Origin of the sequence: Sphingobium sp. WCS2017Hpa-17, assembly GCF_031843765.1 — a bacterium.
GTDB lineage: Bacteria > Pseudomonadota > Alphaproteobacteria > Sphingomonadales > Sphingomonadaceae > Sphingobium.
On record NZ_JAVTIV010000031.1, the window covers coordinates 16,159 to 34,854 of the forward strand.

Below are 18,696 nucleotides of genomic sequence, written 5' to 3' on the forward strand. Positions count from 1 at the left end.
CTGACTCTAGCTGCTCTGACGCACAATGAGCTCCACCGGCAGGACCGTGGTTGAACAGATCGTCTCTTCTCCTGCCACCAATTGCAGGATTGTCTTGCCCAATAGCCTCCCAGCGGCTGACCAATCTTGCCTGACCGTGGTGAGCGGGGGGCGGTTACTCGCGGCGACCGCGATATCATCGAAACCCGTGATAGCGATCTCGTCGGGCACTCGGATGTTCCTGTCGATCAGAGCATCACAGGCGCCGGCCGCGATGAAGTCGCTCGCCGCGATGATCGCATCAAAGGCAAGGCCATCGTCCAGTGCTTGCTGCACGGCCGCAGCGCCGGCGGCGCGCGAAAACTCGCATGCGATGCTTCCGACGAGAGCCGCCGTCGTCGCCGCGACGACATCCCGAACCCCTTCCTGACGCTCGCCAACCTCTGGATGAAGAGGATCGCCGAGAAACAGAAGCCTTTGGCGCCCTCTCTCGACAAGATGGGCCGCGGCAAGTCGCCCGCCCTCGCGATTGTCGCTACCGATCACAGGGAGGCCATTGGCCGCGCTCACCGCTCCCCAGATAACCAGCGGCAGACCGGAGCTCGCGATCGGCTTGACGCGCTCGCCCTTGATCCCCTGTCCCAGCATGACGATGCCGTCCGCGTCAATCGCATTGTGATCGAGATAGTGATCGCTCGTCGTGAGCAGCATGGCGTAGCCAGCTGGTGTCAGGCTTTCCAGCAAGCCGCCGATCATGGAGAGCAGTAGCGGGTCTGAGATAGGTCGATCGCCGGCAACCAAGCGCTCGATGACCATCGCGATGGTTTGAGATCGCCGCGTGCGCAGGGAACGCGCGGCCGAATTCATGCGATAGCCCACCTCGCGCGCCACGCTGGCGATTTTCTCACGCACTTCCGGGCGTACCAGAGCACTGCCATTGAGCGCGCGAGAAACCGTAATCTTGGACACGCCCGCCAATTCCGCGACCATCGCCATGGTCGGACGACCGCTGGCATCGCTCCTTTTTGCGGGGACGCTCATCGGCCACCAAAATAGGTTTTAAGGCTCGCCGCTAGCACGTCGAATGCGCGGTCCACCGCCCCGAGCGAAGAGGGCAGGAACATAAAACCGTGGGGCAGGCCCTTCAGCCGCTGCACGAGTACTTCATTCCCGGCGCGGGCGAGCGCCAGCGCATAATGCTCTCCGTCGTCCCGCAGTGGATCAACCTCCGCCGAATAGATAATGGTCCGAGGAAGGTCCGATAGATCGGAGCAGCACAGTGGAGACACAAGCGGCGCTGCCGCGTCTGCATCTCCAACGTACCACTCTACGCATGTTTCAAGATACTGCCTGGTCATGCCAGGCACGGAAACTTCTCCTATGCTAGGCTGGGAAAGAGTCAGGTCGGTGGCAGGGTGTACCAGAAACTGAAATGCCGGCTGGGCCCGACGCTGATCTCGCAAGCGGATCGTGAGCGCGGCACATAGGTTTGCACCAGCGCTCTCTCCACCAAGCGCGATTCGCTCCCGGTCGTATCCCAGAATGTCAGCCTGTTCCGCAGCCCACGCGAAAGCTTTCGCGCAGTCATCCAGGCCAGCCGGGAACGGGTGTTCGGGAGCGAGCCTGTACGCCACCGCCAGAACGGCGCAGCCCACCCTATCGGCAATCATACGGCAAGGCGCATCGTGGCTCTCGATGCCACCGAGCATCCAGCCTCCCCCATGAAAGAATATCAATAAAGGCAAATTGTCGGCAGGCGGACGATGGGGTTTGTATAGCCGCACTGGTACGCCATCCGCGCTATGATCAGAAACCGCCACCCAAGGACTTGGGAGCGACGCCCCCGCCTGATTCATAGCATCGCGCATCGCGGGAAGTAGATTTTCCTCGAGGACCAAGGGCTCGCCCATGCCGGCTTCGAGCAGCTCCGCGATTTCCTTGTCTAACATTCTAAGCCCAATGACATCGATAGCATTCAGGGATCAATGTCGCATCATCGGGACAAATGCAATAGGTCCACAGCGGCGTTAGAATGGACTTGGCGCGAGCAACACCTGATCTCGGTACGAGGTTTGTAAGCGTATGACTGCTCACAAAGCGCGCACTGTTTTAGGCGGCTAATTTGCTTAAAAGCGACTGGTATCGCCTCGATCGGACAGTTGCCGAGCGAACGGCGATGGCTGAAGCGGGTTGTAAGCCGACACCGCGTGAACGTCAGCTGTCTACGCAACCGGGCTCCAATCCGGACATTCGCCTAACGGCCAGTCTTGGGCCTCTAGAATGGGAAAGCTGCCGGTCCGCACCTGGGAGCGTTAAATTGGGTGCTGAACGACCGGGAAGGGTCGATTGCGGCCTCATTTTCAGCCCTCTCACCACACCCTCCCCGACCGGCTATCAAAATGCAGGACCGGTGCATCGATATCGATCAGCAGGAACTTGAAGGGGTCGTGATTGCAATTGACGATTTCTTTCACCAGCATGTCATCGGACAGCAACTTGTGGGGGTAGACCTTTGTAACTGATGCGCCGACGGCCCGCGCGCAAACAGTCTCCGGCAGAACCTGGTTTTGGACCGTAAGCGTTCTGCCCGACCAGTTGAATGCGGGATGATCCTGACGGGATGACCAGACATGCCCCTCCTCCCAGAACAGGTAGGTCGCATATCCCACAACCAACTCGGACTTGTCGCGGAGCGCACGCAGGCACTGCGCAACATCACCATATTTTGCGATTACATTGAGCGTGAACCGATCGACCGTGCCGTCGGCCTGATGCTGACGCAACGCCTGCCGTTTTTGGGCACATGGGCGAACGGCATCGACCTGCCGCGCGATAGCGTCGCAAAATGTTTCACCTGGTTCGATCGATACCTCCCGCTCGACCGGCCGGAGCCTATCGTCCAGCGTCTCGACCACGAGCAGAAAATCGCAATCCGCATGGTGCCCGATCGTTCGCGCATCGAACAGATAGATATGCTGCATTCGGATTGGCAGGCCTTCTTGCTGGGCAGCCGCCAGAACCGGTTCGATTTCCGCGAGGATCGCGGCTTTGCGGGCGAGCCAATAGTCCGCCTGCTGCGCGATCCTGCACGCACGGATGTGCAACGCCTCGCCAACCAGCTCCGGATAGTCTGCCGCTGACAGATCGATGCGGGCCACATTCGGGCTCTCGATCATGATAAGGCCGGGTGCCACCTCGACCATGATTTCGATGTCATCCAGGAAATCATCTTTCCTCACTCCGGATATTCGTGGATATGCAACGCGCTGCATATTGGTGAATGCTGCTTGCACACGGAGTAGGAACCGATCGGTCCGGTTCTCCAGCCCGCTGGCGTCACGCACTATGCTGTTGGTCATGATCTTTGCCTTCCCATTGGAGGGAAGGCATCAGCGCCCCCTCATGCTCTTAGGACAGTGCCCGGATCGCACCAAGCGGCATTTTGGGAGAGAGCAGAACTGAGGCTCGCCCTGCCCTCCCCGCCTTGATCATGCCGCCATCGCATAGGCGCGCGGAATGATCCCGGCCCGCGCCCACCATTTCTCGGCCAGGGTCTTGCGCGCCCGCTCGGTCCGAATCCAGGTCTGGCGAATCTTGCCGCAGTCGGGCCGCACCGGATCGTAAACCCGCGTTGTAATAAGCAGGTGCGCGTGCGGTGCGATCGCTGGCAGGACTTCACTTTCCGCGCGATGATGAATCGCCCAGTCCACCACCATGCCCTGCGACGTCAAATAGTCTTCGGCGAATCCCTCGATGAGGTTGCGCCATCCCTTGACGTCTTCGCCTTGTGGCAAGGAGCATACCGCATGAGCGCAGGCCGGTTCTTCGGGCCGGAAGGCGCGCGCATGCGCATCCGCCTGCTCCCATAGGCGCACACCATCGAGCGTCGGGTTGGTGGTCGCACGCTGCGGCGCGCACCGGCCGCTGGCCACCAGGTCATTGCGGACCGACCAGTCCGGAACCGGACCAAAATCGTCCACGCCATGGAGGCGGTTGATATAGAGGAAGCTGCGCTTGGCCGTGCGATGGGTCTGGAGGAGCTCGGGCGTATAATTGCCGGTCCGTGCATGGACGGCATAGCGCAGGTTGAACGGGCGATCGAGATGGATGGTCGACATTCGTGTTCCTTCATATGTAGTGATGGCCGCACAGGGCCGTGGGTCCAGCGGCAACGCGCCGCGGATTTCGTGATGATGGTGGTGATGCCAGTCAGGCGCGGTGGCGCTCAAACCATGTGATTGTGGTTGCGATGGGTGCAGTCCCGCCGACCTCAGCCCTGAGCCAGGCAAGTTCGGCGTCACGTTCGTCCTCCGGCACCTCGCGCCACCAGGCTTTGCGGCGATCGTCCCAACGATAGCTGCGTTGTTTGAGGCGAGCCCGGGCCGCATAAGGCGCGCGCTCGGCAATGATGCGGGCTGTCGGCTTCGCTGCCGTGAACAGCATCTCGGCAAATGCCGTGTATCCTGGTGGCAGCGCAGTGGTGAGCAGCGCGACAAGCGCAGCAACGTCATTGTCGGCGCGATGCCGCCGGTTAAAATATCCGGCGGCGTCAGCAAGCAGGCCGCCAAGCTTTCTGGCCTCATATCCATGGCCCACCCAATCGATCTCGCTCATCGAGCAAGCCCAGCGCAGAGGGCCGGCGCTCGGAAACCTGGCTTCGATCCAGCCCAGATCAAACCGGGCATTGTGTGCGACGATAAGCTGCGCCGTGGTCAGATGCCCAAGGACCGCATTGTCATCGATGCGCTGGTCGGCCAGGTCTTCATCGGTCAGCCCGGTCAGCTTCCTGATGTCTGCCGAGAGGGGCTCGCCAGTATCTTCCAGCCAGTCCTCTATGGCTCCAATGCCGACGATCCGTCCGCGCTGGTCGAACCGCACCGGGCAAAGCGCCAGTTCGATGATCCTGCCTGTGGCAGGATCTAGCGAGGTGGTCTCGGTATCGAGGATGATGGCGGTGAACGTCTTGCCCTCAGGCTCGGGCAAGACAAGCTGGTTCACAGGCGGCAGGGCGCGCAGCACCCTGTAGTCGGGATGTGCGTCGAGAAGCGCTGCGGCGCGTTGCGCCGCGACGATATTGTGGGTCATGATGCTATCCTTGTGATAAAAGGCACTGAGCGGTGCTCAGCTGTGGAACAGGCCGATCTCGAACGAGACCCAGCTGGCATCTGGATCTCCCTGTGCCTTCTTCTCTTCATAGGCGCGCCATTCGGCAGCGAAGCTTGCCGCACGCATCAGCGGGCGCGCGGTCGCCATGCGATAGAGGCTGGGCGCACGCTCGGCCTGGTCATACATCCATGTCTGCAAGGGAAGCAATGTCCGGAAGAAAGGACGGGGTTCCGACGTTCGGAACGCCTCCAGATTTGCCCAGAGGATCATGCGTCCGACCGCCCGCGCCAGAGCAACTTCCTCGGCCGCCTGTGGCGCATGACGGCTCCAATGCGCCTGCACATCCTTGTCCGAGACAAAGCTGGTCGGCACCGACAAGCGCCGGCCGAGCGCCTGCTCATCGACGCCGCCCTCGCCCAGCATGGAGCAAGGATCGACCACATTCTTTCCCGCGCAGACCCTGGCGAGCCGGGGCTCGACGAAGAAGCGGCGCGCCGCCGCCTCGGCGCCGAGGATCGCGCGATCCTCGGCGCTGACGATGGTGAGTGCGTTCGGCATGAGTTCCTGCTCGATCCGCCACGCCAGCGGAAATTCCATGTCCATGGCGTCGGACATGCGCGCGCCAATAATATCGCATTGGCCATCGTCGCGCTCCTGAAGCGTCACGACGGCGGCCGCCACCGGCTTGCGGCCAAGCCCGCCGGTCTTCGCCGGCATGTCGTGCAGCGGCACACAGGCAAGGCCGATGGACTGGATGATGGGAGAGTTTACATTCATGACTGGTTCCTTCCGTGAGGAAGACCAGGACGCGACAGCGGACACTTATCTTTTTTCCGCTCTATCCTGATCTTCACTCCCGCCCGCGCCAGCCGGGCTTCCTGGCGCGCACGGATGCGCTGCCGCCTTCCCTATGACGGCCCCATGGAAGCCGTTCGAGCCGTCAGGAAGCAGCTATGTTTGAGATCGGGACGCAGAAGGGAGGATGGTACTGGACGGGATCGTCCGTGCCGGGCACGGTGTAACCATGACCACCCTGCGTTCCACCGTCGAATCCGTTCTGCGAAAAGCGCCCGACTGGGTTCGGCACGAGTTGGCGTCGAGGGACATGCAAGAACGGCAGCGGGCAGAAGATGCGCTTGCCGCAATGATCGAAGCGGCGCTGTCGGTTACAGAGCCAACAGAATAGTCGTCAGCGCAGCGTGCGGCCTGGATCTCGATCGCGGCCCTGACGCCGGCACGGCCGTTCAAAATAGATGCCGCGTGCAGGCGCGCTGCTCACCGCATGGATCTTGCGCGCAATGTCCGGCAGCGCGCCGGCAATGTCGCGATAGTTGGGCTGGGCGCGCGCGGCGTCGGCAAGGATGCACAGGGTTTCAGGTGATTCCCCGGCGCTGATCGCGGCCATGGTCGCAGCGAAAAGGCGATTGCCGATGGCGCGGCGTTCATGGCGGACCGCGCCGTCAACAAGCCATGCACGCTCGCGCGCAAGCACCGGATCCTCGGCATGACGCATGCGCTCCTGCGGTGTCGATGCAGGCCGCCCCCGCTTGCGCCCGGGATCGGGGTCAGCATCGCGCACAAGATCGAACAGGATGTCCTGCCGGACCATCCGTTGATAATGATAGCAGGCGGCAAGCCGGGCCTTCACATCGTCGCGACCGAGCCAATGCGCGTTTCCGCCCAACGCGGCATGGAGCGGCGATCCCGCTGACGGCGCATGGCTCCCATGTGGCTCAACAAATATATGATCAAACGCCGTGACGTCGGCGGCGAAGGCATCGACGCCGCTGGCATGCCACGCTGCGACCACGGCTGGCGCGACCGGCGGCGCTGCGATCCCGACGTCGCGCTGGCGCTGCACATGTCGCAGCCGCTGCTGTATCCCATGCTGCGCGATCACCTTGTCGTTGATGAGTCCATCCGGATCGTCGCGGCGGTCGATCCGCAAACGCCCATGATAGTCGACCAGTCGGAGCGGTATGCGCTCCATCGCCAGGAACAGGGTGGAAAGCTGGTTGGCGGTCGGCATGTCATTCATGGGCCGTTCAAAACATTCTGCAAGCGTGAGCGGCGGCAATGCAAAGTCTGGATCATCGACCGGTGTGAGGTTCGGTCGCCCTGCATCCCGCTTCGCAGCCAGGCTATCGGCGCCGGGTTCATCGCGACGTGTCCGGTCCTGCGCTGTCGGCATCTCGTCCAGGCTGCGCATATCCGCCATGGACGGAATGGCATCGAGCGCGGGCAGGTCCGCCAACGAAGGCATGTCGTCGAGAAAGCGGATCGCTCCTCGCCGCAGCATGGCCGCAGGAACGCGCGGCATCACGGGCACTGGGGCAACCCTCATGCCTTGCCCGGTCGCCCAACGGTGCATGACTGGCGTATCGCGCCATCTGGTGATCGCATCCTGCAGCCAGGCGCTGCTTTGTGGTGACTGGCGATCGTACAACGCCCTCATACCATGCTTGCGGGCATAGGCTTGCACCGGTGCAAGTTCGCGCGCCTGGACGGCGCGGAGCGCGCCAAGTCGTTTCTGTACCGGGGAGAGGTCATGGCCATAGACCAGTCCCTCTGGGTCGTCCTTACCCGCAATGAACAACGCGCCGTTAGCGCGCTGGCTAATATAGAGCGGCGCTTTGGCGATGAGGTCTACAGCGCGGTGGAGGTCGGCCAGGTTTGGCGCTGACTGAGTTTCAATCGACCGGGCGCGCGGCGCGCGGAGTTCAGTTGCGCTCACTGCAATGGTTGGTTCCACATGCGGCGCCTTGAGGGCCGCCTCGATCTGCTCGGCTCTGGTAAAGCGCTCGGCAAGGCCGGCGCGCTCCGGCGCGAGCTCGATGTCCAGCCGGGCGAGCCACGCCTTGGCCTCAACGCCCCGCGCCTCCCATCCCTTTGCCGCTTCGGTCGACTTCGCCGCTTCTGCGTAATGGGGAGCATAGTGCGCGGTCTGATCCGCACGGCTGCGGGCTATCTCAACCAATATGGCAATATGCGCGGCCTCGTGGCGCAGATGGGCAGCTTCGAGCGCCTGTGCGCGTGCTGCCTTGCGCACCTCCCCTGAAAAATCCCGTTCGATCCCGGCAACGGTGGAAGCATGCACGCGGTCTGCCGCTGCGAACCGGCGACGCCATCCCTCCAGATCGTTCCCAAGACCAAGGTCGGTGGAGAAGCCGGCCCGTTCGAGTACGGTCCGCCGACCATGTAGCTTCTGCATAGGCGCAATATCCGCATCGACCTGCGCCGCGCCCATCTCTACCAGCGTGCCAGGATGGAAGCGCTCCGATGCCCCGATGCTGGCCAGTTCAACATTGGTCAGCCGGGCGATTTCGCCCCGCATCCGATCGAGCCAATCCTGCCGGGTGATGGCATCGACCTTGCGATCGTCGAAGATCAGTGCGCCATCCGTACCGACTTTCGCGCGACGGGTGCCCATCAGAAAATGATAATGGAGGTTCCTCGCATCATTGAGACCATCGGGGCGGTGGTCGAATATAGTCATCGGTATAAACGACCCATCTCCGCGCTGCACGGGTTCATTGGCCTGATCCTGAACGAACGCGACAAGGCCCATCCGCACGCGTGCGCGGGCGGCAGCATCCATGTCGCGATGATATTCGCCCTCGCCCGCCAGATGGGTCTGCACCGCCCGCCCCTCGCTGACCTTGGCGACCGGCGCGCTGCCATCCCCCTCGTACGGCCAGAGTGTGTGGGTCTTCAGCCAGCCATAGGTGGCAAAAGCGCTTTCGTCGGTCCAGCGCGAGCCGCGCGCGGCGCGGCTGGCCGAAAACGGCTTGCCCTTGGCGGCACGCTTTTGCTCACGGGCGATGACACGGCGCAAGCCGTCAGGACACGCCGGATCGGTCGCGGCGGCGTCAAACAAGCTCGGCGCCCGATCATAGAACAACGTGATGCCGGGCCCCTTGCCGTCAGGGTTCGCGCGGGTTCCGCGCTCATGTGCTTCTATTGCGCGCCACTGAACCTTACGCACCTCTTCGTCCTGGGAGAGATTAGTGAATCCTTCCGGCGCATGGCCGGGATCGCCGCCATGGCCTTGCGCATAATGATCGAGGCGTGCGGCGTGGTCCTCCAGTTCCTGCATCTCCAACGTCGCAGACTGGCCTTCGCCGCTGTCGATCTCTTGGCCAGTCATTGCCGCGATGGCTGCCTTGCGGGCGCTATAATGATCGAACGCACCGGCCTCCCGACCCACGACGCAGTTTTTCGCAAAGTGGAACGTGACATGGCCGTTAGCGGACACCGGCCGCGTCGTCCTTGGCGCACCCGGCACATGGAACATGGCAGGATATTGGAACGCTTGCCTCCGTCCCCGCTCGCGGTGCCGTTCGATGCCGTCACGCTGCTTGGGCACATATTGACGGATCAACCGCAATAGCCAGTCGCTCTCGATCATCTCGAGATCCTCGGGTATCTCGCCCAGGATGATGCGGCGCGCCGACCGCTTCCTGAACTCCTGTAAAGTCGCCATATGGACCAGCCCTTGTCGGGCCGTATGTTTGACGGCGCCGACCCTAAAAAGCCCGCGGCAGGCGCCCACTTGGCTCCGTCCGAGTGAACCCGTGTCACGATCGATCCTAGTTTACACCGCGATGCTAAACAGAACAATTCTGGTTAGCGTATTGCGCAAATAAAAATTATGCAATATTTCAGATATCGAAACATAATATTGGATATATTGATAATTACTACTAGATATTGAATACATCTCGCCGATATGCCCTTAGTAACCGCCTATGATACTGGCATGTTATGCTCAATATCCTAAATTGGTATTCAAGCGGACACTCAGGTGCGTACAGGATATCACTGTCCTCTCGCCGATATCCGCGTGCTTGCCAGATATTGGCGGATCGCGCATGGATGGAGATCAGATATTGTAAGTGCTCGTGCGATACCCGCGTTGATGCGCACACCTGTTATTCAGGCCCTTTCTGCGACGAAACGACCCCAGCGTGCGATAGATTGAGCTTACCTCTAACCTATAAGCCAAGGGGAGGTAGTTCATGCAATATCCTGTGTCCTCAGCCCTGGTCGACGGGCTTCTGGCGGGTCTTGTCGAAAGTGAGAACCGCATCATCAGCCTCGAGCAGCGACTGCGCGACGCGATCAGCAGGCTGGCGCCTGAGGATCAGCGCAAGCTGACTGTGTTTTCTATCTGCGCACACGCCGCAAGCGACGTGCGTATCCCTGGCGAACTGCGCAAGCTGGCCGCCAACCCTGGCTTCAAGCTGGAACCGGTCATCAGCCAGCTGCGTCGCGCGGAGGCTGCCTATATCGAAGCGCATGATGCCTATCTGGCTGACCCGGCCAGTGGCTTGCGGATCAGCGAGATGGAATGGGCGCTGGGGCGTCTTACCATCGTGTGGCGCTTCTACGGCGAGATGGTGATCGCTCTGCCACCGGCCAAGCGGCCGCCAATAGACCGGCCGATGGTGAAGGCGCGGACGGCCGCCATTCCGTTCAGGCTTAGCGAGTTCAGCGAGGACGAACAGCACGCGCTGCGTCAGGCGCCGGTCAATCGCAACAAGGCGGTGTCGCTACTCGATACCATCATCAGATCGGGTCACGCATCGAAGGCGGTTCGGATTATCCATGCGCGGCTGATCGATCCGGCCAGCAGCGACATGTTCGACCGCTGGCTGACCGATCAGTTGGCTGCGATGCGCGAGGCAGATACGGCCGCATCCCATCGCGTAACCAATACCGAACCCAACGCGCATGACGAACATGTGGCTCCCGGATCGATAGTGGCCGAGGCAGAGCACGACCTCATCGAAGCGGCTGCCCTCTCGCTTACGCCTTCCGATGAACCCGTTGAAAGTGAGGACACACCAATAGATGACGCCACGAGACGGGCGATCGCCACCGTCGCCGAATTCTGCAGGAAGCACCACTGGGCAATCGATCGAGTGGGCGGCGACCGCTACGGTCTCAAGCGAGGTGTCTCCAAGCCGGATATTGTGAATGCCTTCGGTCGCGTCCGAAACCATCCGGCGATGCAGGGCGCATTACGCGCACTCGCCGAGCGCACCCCCGCTGAAATCCAGGTGGACAAGGCAGCGCGATGATCCGCGTTCTCCTCCCCTGGCTCTACCGCGGTGCCCATGTCTTCCCCGCCTGCGCGTTAGCCCGCGCCAGGGCTTTGGCGATGGCTATGCTCTGGACGATGGTGGCAGCGCTTTTCCAACGACTGCTTAAAAATTTTTCAGCTCACCAGTCAGTTCCAACCGGTGAGCGATCCGTGTTCCTTATATGGCGCATTCTAGTCGCCGCGCCCGCGCGCTTCGCCGGACCCTGACGACTTGCACCAGTGCAAGCGCCGTTAGGTTCCACACTGACCTCTGGTCAGCCAATGCGAGCAAAATCATGAAAACGAATATTGCCCCTTTCCTTCCGCTCGATCTGCCAATGTTCGAACCGGATACCCCGCCAAATAATGAAGAAGGTGCAGAGCCGCCGCCGGTCATGGACCCACAGCAGCCAGGCATCGCTATCTCGGTCGATGCAACCGTGCTGACCATCGACGAGCGCTTCAGCATGAGCTTCGACGAACTCTCGACCTGCCATGCCGAGGCGGCAGCGGCTGCACGGAGCGATCTGTATCTTGGTCGACCGCAAAGCGCCTTTCCGATCGTTACCGCGTCGGCAGATGGCCGGTACAGCGTTTTGACCGAACTGCCGCTGATCCTGGCGGCGCTTGCCCTGGCCAGAGATGAGGCCGAGCCTGTCACCCTGATGGTCATCGTCGTAGCTGAGCCCCCTGGCCCAGCGCTCCTCAATGCGATGCTGAACGGTCCGTGCACGCCATCGCTTTACGAACAATCCTGTTACATTCGCGGATGCACAGCAAAATATGGCGGTCGGCGCGCATGGATGTGCGCCGAGCAGATCGACCTCAAGCGCTGGGAGGGTCGCTTCAGCAAGATCGCCAAAATCGGCGAACTCGACCCCGGCCTTCTTGAGCGCATCGACCCCTTCTCGATCTCGAACGCGGAAATAGCAGGACGGATCGTCGATATCTGGTCTGATCCACAACAGCGCGCGGTGGCGCAGGAAGTGGTTGCACAAGAGGCCCGCGCAACCAACGCACGACTGAAGGCCCCTGCCCTGTTCAAGAAGATCGTCAGAGCCGTCGATGGTGTTGGGACCAGCTTTGCCATCAGCCCGTGGCGCAATGGCGCCTGTGAAATGCGCTCCCTTGACGGAAGCCTGATCGCGACGGCGCGTGCCGACCACAGTGGCTGGACCATTACCGGCGGCGATGCCTCCACCCTATCCCGCGCAGCGATCGGCGCACTCTGCCAGATCCTGCAAACTTACGAAACCGCCAAGGGCGGAGTGGAGCCATGAGCGAGGGCCCGGATACTACCAGTGCTGGTGCGCCTGCCGATCGCAGCGCACATCTGGAAGCCATGATTGCAGCAGTCCCACCGGAAAAACAGCCGCCGGTGTGGATGGCCTGTCGACAGAATTGCGATCAGGCACACTGGGTACGCGAAGGAGAGACGCTGCGATGCCTATGCCAAGAGGGTCGGTTTCTTACATGGCCCCGCCTGGTGATCGAAGACTGCACGAGCTGGGTCCGCGCACGAGACCATGACGACAAGGGGGTTCGCGAGTATCTTGATCGCATGATCAGCGCGGCACCCGTCACTGAACGGCCTGCTGCAACCAACATTTGCCGGCAGCACTGCCCGATGGCGATGTGGACCCGCGAAGGATTGGTCCTTCGGTGCTTTTGTCATGCCGACGGCATCAGGACGTGGCCGGAGTCCAGGCTCGACGATTGCTCGCATTGGCCAGCCTAGCTGGAAGATGACGATGCCTGACACAATTCTCACGCATATCAAGACGGCTACCGGCGTACGCGGTGATATGGGAAATCTGGCCGATATCGACCGGCTCTATGACGCCGTCCAGCAGCGGCACCGCCAGATTGATGTCGTCTTCACCAACGCCCGCGGCGGAGAGTTCGCCCCGCTCGGCAGGATTTGGTCCTCATCCTTCGGGCAGGACGACACCGCCTGTTGGCGCCACTGGGCGCGGCGGGCCACATGGCGGTCACCAACTACATCGCCCAGTCGGTCCTGATGACCTCAAGCTTCTACGGCGGACGCGGCGCCCTGATGGGACAGATTGATCGGCCGGGCCTTTGGGCGATCACAATCATGGTGTGGATCCTGCAGCTCAGTTGGTCTCCGCTTTGGCTCTCCCGGTTCACGATGGGGCCACTCGAGTGGGTGTGGCGCTGCCTCATGCTTGGACATGTGATCCCTATTCGTAAGGGTTGATGCTGTCCCGCTCGGTGGCATCCTGCTCTTCACTCAACACCATCGGCAAAATTAGGCGAATGGGGGGGTTCACGATTTCATCGCCTCCACCATTAGCCGGGACGGTGCCGCCCGCATCTTCAACCACCACCGGAACGAAGCCCAGCTTTTTGCTGGCCAAGCGCTTGCCTGGAATGCTGTCATGCCGCCACGCATAAAGATGCTGCGGCAGCAGCCCATGCGTCCGTGCGATTTCCGCGATGTTGGCGCCGGGCTCAAAACTCGACGCTATGATCCGGGCCTTGGCCTCGGCCGACCAGCGGCGGCGGCCCGGTCCCGCTGGAATGGCATCCATAGTAAGCGGTGTTCTCAGGCCACGTGGATCCAGGACATGATCTCATGAACGCGATTGGCGGGGTGGCCGTTGGCGAGCGCAGTCAGTGTCTGATTCAGCCAATCGTGGGGATTGATGCCGGCCAGCTTGCAGTTTTCGGTGAGCGTGGCGATGACCGCCCAGTTATCGCCGCCCGTCGGAGCCGGCAAAGAGGGCATTTTTTCGATTCAAAGCCAGGGGGCGGATTGATCGCTCGACAGTGTTGGTGTCGAGTTCGATCCGGCCATCTTCGATGAAGCGGACGAGGCCGTCCTAGCGGGTAGTCGCATAGCGGATGAGGGGCAAAACATAGACAGATCAGTAGCTACGAAAATGTGGGAAGGGTAAGCGGGGCCTGAGGGCCGCCTTGCGCGGTGCCCATTCGCCGGGATGATTGCCGCTCTTTTAGCGAGGTGGCGGGTGTCGGACGAGATCGAGGATTTCCGGCGCAAGATATTCGACATTCATGCGACCAAGCCGACACCGCTCACCACTGATCTGCTTGAACGCATCGGCCAACTCTATGAGATCGAGGCGGAGGTTCGCGGCCACCAGCCCGATATCCGACGACGAAGCCGACAGGACCGCACTAAGCCGCTGATCGACGAACTGCGCCAGGCGCTCGACGATGCCCTGCGCCGCCTTTCGCCCAAATCCGAGATGGCCAAGGCCATTGCCTATGGTCGCAAGCGCTGGGTCGCTCTGACGCGCTATCTCGATGATGGACGTCTGGAAATCGATAACAACATAGCCGAGCGCGCCATGCGCTGCGTGGCCCTGGGTCGCAAAAACTGGTTGTTCGCGGGATCAAAAGCAGGCGGCGATCGCGCCGCTGCCATCTATTCCGTCATCGAGAGCGCCAAACTCAATGGCCTCGAACCACAGGCCTATATCGCCGACGTCATCGCCAGAATCGCTGGCAACTGGCCTGCTACCCGCTGGGATGAACTCATGCCGTGGAACTGGCGGACCGATCAGCAACCGATCGCCGCAGCCGCCTGATCTGCGGTCTCCAGGTCCCGCTTACTGGGAAGGTTTTGGCGCTTACGTACCATCTCGAAATATCAGCCGATCACCACAAGGCGACCCTCACCGGAGCGATACTGTAGCTTCGCTGTTCCTAGCGGAACTGCGCTTATGGAAGCCAACATCCCGAAAGTGCGCGCGGCGGCTTACAGCTCTGGAGACAAGTTTTCACGAAGCGCTTGTATCATTGCCCGCACCGCAGGACTCGGCTCGCGACGGGCGCGAGTGGCGCAGCACAGACGCATTTGCGGTAGTAGATGATCAGCGGGAACATGCGCGAACATGTCCGCAAAATCCGCCGTTTGGGTAAAGCCTAATCGAGCAAGACCTATGGTGTCGGATGTCTGTACAATACGTGTGACAATCGGGAAAAAATCGATGACATGCAAACGCCGACGCCAATCGCCATGCTCCCCTAGCAACGCACGTATGGCCGGGCCGTAAGGACGAGAATCGCTTGGCAAGATTACATTATAGGGACCGAGTTCCTCCGCAGACACGCGTTCTACATTCAGGATAGGATGCCCCTTGCGCACAAAGAAACTCAGGCGCATTGCCGCGATGTTCTCGCATTTGAACTCACCCCACTCCGAAAAGGCTTCCTCGAAACCTATGCCGATGTCGATTGCGCCTGTCCGCAGGAGCTGCGCGGCATGTTCGAAGGTTAAGCGGACGACGTCGAACCGGATACTGGGGTGGCGAGCAAGCAGGCTCGCCAACGTTTCCACCAACAGCGATTCAAGCGAGGACGGACAGACGCCTATGCGGAGCGTCTGCGCAAAAATGTCGCGGCGCTCATGGCTGCCAGCCATGAGCATACGTGCATCATCCAGCAGCCGCTCAGCCCGCTCGATGAAGTCGCGTCCTTCTTCCGTCAGCGTCGCCCCGCGCGCTGTACGATAGAAGAGCGATATTCCGAGTTCATCTTCGAGGTCCGCAACACTTTTAGTGATCCCGGACTGCGATATCCCCACCGTCTGCGCGGCTTTGGTGAACGACCCGGCATGGGCAATCGCCACCACATGATTGATTCTGCGGTCAAGCATCGCTCTTATTAGCGTTTACCGGGCTGGAACTGCAATGATTGGCGTCACTAAACTTTGTAACCTCAGCTGGGGGATCGCTTAAGGCCATGGTGGCCGATCGAGAGGCAAGCGGCGGCTCCGCATTGCTTCTTTTCAGCATCGAAGAAGCCAGCGGAACCGGCTGCATAGCGACATTGCCATGAACAGGATCATTCGTTCTCAAGGAAAGAGAGCCGGGCGAACCGCCCGTTCTCTCCAATTCCTCGCGACAAATCAGGCCGGCAGATCCCATTCGACAGGCAGATCATGCAGACCGTACATCGTGCCCGTCTCCTTGAAGCGTACTTCCTCAAACGGAATTGCAAGGCGCAACGAGGGAATGCGCTTGGGAAGCGTGCCAAGCACGACCTGCTGTTCGACACGGCTAAGATACTGGCCAGGACATTGATGGATGCCATAACCAAATGCCAGCGTGGCGTTGGCGTTTTCCCGATGGATGTCGAATTTGTCCGGCTCGGGGAAGATTGCCTCGTCCCGGTCTGCCAACGTGTTCGCAATGATCACGCCCTCGCCCGGTTGAAGAGTGCGGCCGCACACATCCACCGGCGCAGTGATTGCTCGGCGGCGACCAGTGTGGGTGATACCAAGGTAGCGCATCAACTCGTAAACGGCTTTGTTGAGAAAACGACGATCTTCACTGGCGGCGATTTCAGCCAACTGCTCGGGGTGACGCATCAACGTCAACATGCCGAGACTGATAGCGGAGGTGGTCGTTTCCGTCCCAGCGAAAACGAGGGAGCGCGTAATCTCCTTGACCTCCATGCGCGTTAATCGGCCAATTTGCATCTGTTGATGTACGAGACGGCTCAGCAGGGCATCGTCCGGCGTGGCCAATTTCTCATCAACCGCCTTGTCGAGATAATCGAAGAACGCATCTGCCGCTGCTTGCGCTTCCTCCAGCGTTGAGGAATGCGAGAAGCTGATCTCCACATTCTCAGCGAAAAAGTCGCGATCCTTGTAAGGAATGCCTATCAATTCGCACAGCACCATCATCGGGATGATCCCGGCGAAATCGGCCACCAGATCGGCTGATCGACCTCGTTTCAGCATCGCGTCGATCAGACCATCAACAGTCTCCTGTATCTTGGGTCTGATCGCTTCTACCGCTTGAGCCGATAGGCTCCCCATCACCATACGCTTCTGCTTGTCATGCTCCGGATTGTCGAGTGTCCGAAGCGAACGGTCGGCGCCCACGGTCGCTTTGTAGCCGGCATTCTGTTCTGGATAGCCTGGCTTGTCCGGATCGGCACTTATGCGGCTTTCATCCATGAAGACCGCCTTCACGTCCGCATGGCGCGTAATCAGCCAGGGCTCACTTCCATCCCAAATCTTCACCCGCGCTATACCTTCGGAGCGCTGTAGATCGGTCAGAACAGGGGCCGGATCGAACGGGCATTTCATGCTGCGCGGCGGAGGAAATTGAATAGGCTCGTCGGACATGCTCATTTTCTTTCTCAGTCTTCCTGGATTGTAATGACGGCGCTGGGGCAGACGGACGCTGCCGTGCGCACGCTTTCCTGAAGTTCCGGGCCGGGCGAGCCTTCGATAAGAACGACAACGCCATTCTCATCCTGGTCGAAGACCTTGGGTGCCGCGAGTACGCAGGAACCGCTGGCGACGCACCAACTGGCTTCCACTTTGACCTTCATTAAACCCTCCCTGCAAATTGGCATCGCCCAGGCGATCTCTCTCGATACCGGCCACATGAATGACCGCTAGGCGTACATAATGCCCGCTATGCGGTCATATATGCGCTTGAAGTCTCGCTCGTCAAGTCTGGGAGCCGCCGACGACCAACCCGCAGCCTCAGGATCGCTGCCCCCTCCCCTCAATGTGAAATATTGCCAGACGCATAGCGGGCATGTAGTACGCTAAACGTACACGCACTGACTGAGCCTGTATTTGCTCGGTCACGAATGACGCCATTTTTGAGAGGGAAAAAGGAAGATGGTTGAAGAACAAGCGGCGCGCGCGCCTTCACGCCAACCTGGAAAACTAGGAAAGGATGAGGGCTTTCGATTCGCCGCAGCCCACAGCCAGAGCCTCCCGATACTCAAGGGACGGCGCCACTGGATGGACTATCTCGACTTTGGCGTCACCGAAGCCACAGACGGAAGGATGCGCGCGCAGCGCATCATCGTGACCGGGCAGACGCAGGGCACGGATTGGCACTATCATGTCTGCGAGATGCAGTTTTTCTACGTGTTGCAAGGCTATATCGTCTTCCAGCTCGAGGATGGCAGCACCTTGCGGCTCGACGCCGGGGACACCGGCTTCATCCCTGGCGGCTACAAGCACGCCGAGATCGACATTTCGGAGGATTTTGACGTGCTCGAAGTCTCCGTCCCGGCGGATCTGGGTACAGTGCCCTGCGATCCCCCGGAGGCATGGAGAAACAAGGCTGGCGCGTAAAATCGTCCTCGCGCGCTCTGTCCTTGCACTTCCTCTTTCAAGGTATCGCTATGATCAAAATCGAGCATATCGAGACTATCCTTCTCGATGTCCCAACCATCCGCCCGCATGTCTTGGCGGTGGCCACCATGCACACGCAGACGCTCTGCCTCGTCCAGATCCATTGTTCCGATGGATCGGTCGGCTTGGGAGAAGCGACCACGATAGGCGGGCTTGCCTATGGCGAGGAGAGCCCGGAAGGGATCAAGGTCGCGATCGACACCTATTTCGCGCCGCTTCTGATCGGACGTAATGCCGATCGGCCTAGAGGCTGTTATGGACTTGCGAGTCTGAATGGATTCAAAGGCTTGTATGGAATGTTTCCGCAAGCCTTATCCGTCTGATGTCTCCGATGAAGAATGGTCGCTGATCGTGCCGTATCTGACGCTCC

18 protein-coding genes and 2 pseudogenes are annotated in these 18,696 nt (G+C 60.5%); 8 read left to right on the forward strand and 12 right to left on the reverse strand.

All coding sequences use genetic code 11. The features are described from left to right. Positions 1–6: 6 nt before the first annotated feature. The 6 genes from RQH62_RS22850 to RQH62_RS22875 form a co-directional block, all read right to left on the reverse strand. On the reverse strand, positions 7–1,020 hold the full coding sequence (locus tag RQH62_RS22850) for a LacI family DNA-binding transcriptional regulator (protein ID WP_311270952.1): 1,014 nt from the start codon (positions 1,018–1,020) through the stop codon (positions 7–9). Further along, entirely contained in the window at positions 1,017–1,928 is a 912-nt protein-coding gene (locus tag RQH62_RS22855) for an alpha/beta hydrolase (protein ID WP_311270953.1), read from the reverse strand. The genes RQH62_RS22850 and RQH62_RS22855 overlap by 4 nt, the downstream gene beginning before the upstream one ends. Positions 1,929–2,348: 420 nt before the next feature. After that, complete coding sequence (locus RQH62_RS22860) at positions 2,349–3,338, reverse strand: hypothetical protein (protein ID WP_311270954.1); 990 nt, start codon at positions 3,336–3,338, stop codon at positions 2,349–2,351. A 129-nt stretch (positions 3,339–3,467) separates the two neighbouring features. Further along, complete coding sequence (locus tag RQH62_RS22865) at positions 3,468–4,208, reverse strand: MobA/MobL family protein (protein WP_311270955.1); 741 nt, start codon at positions 4,206–4,208, stop codon at positions 3,468–3,470. Beyond that, positions 4,189–5,064 (reverse strand): 3'-5' exonuclease, encoded by an 876-nt coding sequence (locus RQH62_RS22870; RefSeq protein WP_311270956.1) that lies wholly within the window; start codon positions 5,062–5,064, stop codon positions 4,189–4,191. The genes RQH62_RS22865 and RQH62_RS22870 overlap by 20 nt, the downstream gene beginning before the upstream one ends. 36 nt (positions 5,065–5,100) lie before the next feature. Then, on the reverse strand, positions 5,101–5,862 hold the full coding sequence (locus RQH62_RS22875; protein WP_311270957.1) for a hypothetical protein: 762 nt from the start codon (positions 5,860–5,862) through the stop codon (positions 5,101–5,103). A 247-nt stretch (positions 5,863–6,109) separates the two neighbouring features. Between RQH62_RS22875 and RQH62_RS22880 the strand changes: the two genes are divergently transcribed. Continuing rightward, positions 6,110–6,271 carry a hypothetical protein gene (locus RQH62_RS22880; RefSeq protein ID WP_311270958.1) on the forward strand — a complete coding sequence of 54 codons (162 nt, stop codon included), beginning with the start codon at positions 6,110–6,112 and terminating at the stop codon, positions 6,269–6,271. Between the two features lie 3 nt (positions 6,272–6,274). Here the strand turns inward: RQH62_RS22880 and RQH62_RS22885 are convergent, their stop codons facing one another. Then, positions 6,275–9,568 carry a hypothetical protein gene (locus tag RQH62_RS22885; protein ID WP_311270959.1) on the reverse strand — a complete coding sequence of 1,098 codons (3,294 nt, stop codon included), beginning with the start codon at positions 9,566–9,568 and terminating at the stop codon, positions 6,275–6,277. Between the two features lie 535 nt (positions 9,569–10,103). Here RQH62_RS22885 and RQH62_RS22890 point away from each other — a divergent pair. From RQH62_RS22890 to RQH62_RS24995, 4 genes are all read left to right on the forward strand, one after another. After that, positions 10,104–11,168 carry a hypothetical protein gene (locus RQH62_RS22890; protein ID WP_311270960.1) on the forward strand — a complete coding sequence of 355 codons (1,065 nt, stop codon included), beginning with the start codon at positions 10,104–10,106 and terminating at the stop codon, positions 11,166–11,168. 298 nt (positions 11,169–11,466) lie between these two features. Beyond that, entirely contained in the window at positions 11,467–12,450 is a 984-nt protein-coding gene (locus tag RQH62_RS22895) for a hypothetical protein (RefSeq protein WP_311270961.1), read from the forward strand. 471 nt (positions 12,451–12,921) lie between these two features. Continuing rightward, positions 12,922–13,191 carry a hypothetical protein gene (locus RQH62_RS22900; RefSeq protein ID WP_311270962.1) on the forward strand — a complete coding sequence of 90 codons (270 nt, stop codon included), beginning with the start codon at positions 12,922–12,924 and terminating at the stop codon, positions 13,189–13,191. Continuing rightward, positions 13,155–13,391, forward strand: a complete 237-nt coding sequence (locus RQH62_RS24995) for a DUF418 domain-containing protein (RefSeq protein WP_405053586.1) — start codon at positions 13,155–13,157, stop codon at positions 13,389–13,391. Before RQH62_RS22900 ends, RQH62_RS24995 begins: the two co-directional genes overlap by 37 nt. On the opposite strand, the gene RQH62_RS22905 is transcribed toward RQH62_RS24995, so the two are convergent. Both RQH62_RS22905 and RQH62_RS22910 read right to left on the reverse strand, forming a co-directional pair. Next, positions 13,375–13,725 (reverse strand): transposase, encoded by a 351-nt coding sequence (locus RQH62_RS22905; protein ID WP_311270963.1) that lies wholly within the window; start codon positions 13,723–13,725, stop codon positions 13,375–13,377. The genes RQH62_RS24995 and RQH62_RS22905 overlap by 17 nt on opposite strands. Positions 13,726–13,739: 14 nt before the next feature. Then, positions 13,740–14,016, reverse strand: a pseudogene (locus tag RQH62_RS22910) (transposase); the annotation flags it as partial. Positions 14,017–14,184: 168 nt separating this feature from the next. Between RQH62_RS22910 and RQH62_RS22915 the strand changes: the two are divergent. Then, positions 14,185–14,745: pseudogene (locus RQH62_RS22915) on the forward strand (transposase); the annotation flags it as partial. 170 nt (positions 14,746–14,915) lie between these two features. On the opposite strand, the gene RQH62_RS22920 reads toward RQH62_RS22915, so the two are convergent. The 3 genes from RQH62_RS22920 to RQH62_RS22930 all read right to left on the reverse strand — a co-directional run bounded on the left by RQH62_RS22920 (position 14,916) and on the right by RQH62_RS22930 (position 17,503). Then, positions 14,916–15,815: a LysR family transcriptional regulator gene (locus RQH62_RS22920; RefSeq protein WP_311270964.1), complete on the reverse strand. Its 900-nt coding sequence runs from the start codon at positions 15,813–15,815 to the stop codon at positions 14,916–14,918. 252 nt (positions 15,816–16,067) lie between these two features. Continuing rightward, entirely contained in the window at positions 16,068–17,294 is a 1,227-nt protein-coding gene (locus tag RQH62_RS22925; protein WP_311270965.1) for a cytochrome P450, read from the reverse strand. A 14-nt stretch (positions 17,295–17,308) separates the two neighbouring features. Beyond that, positions 17,309–17,503, reverse strand: a complete 195-nt coding sequence (locus RQH62_RS22930) for a ferredoxin (protein WP_311270966.1) — start codon at positions 17,501–17,503, stop codon at positions 17,309–17,311. 298 nt (positions 17,504–17,801) lie between these two features. On the opposite strand from RQH62_RS22930, the gene RQH62_RS22935 reads away from it, so the two are divergent. After that, positions 17,802–18,266 carry a cupin domain-containing protein gene (locus RQH62_RS22935; RefSeq protein ID WP_311270967.1) on the forward strand — a complete coding sequence of 155 codons (465 nt, stop codon included), beginning with the start codon at positions 17,802–17,804 and terminating at the stop codon, positions 18,264–18,266. Between the two features lie 50 nt (positions 18,267–18,316). Beyond that, on the forward strand, positions 18,317–18,649 hold the full coding sequence (locus RQH62_RS22940; protein ID WP_311270968.1) for a hypothetical protein: 333 nt from the start codon (positions 18,317–18,319) through the stop codon (positions 18,647–18,649). Positions 18,650–18,696: the final 47 nt, after the last annotated feature.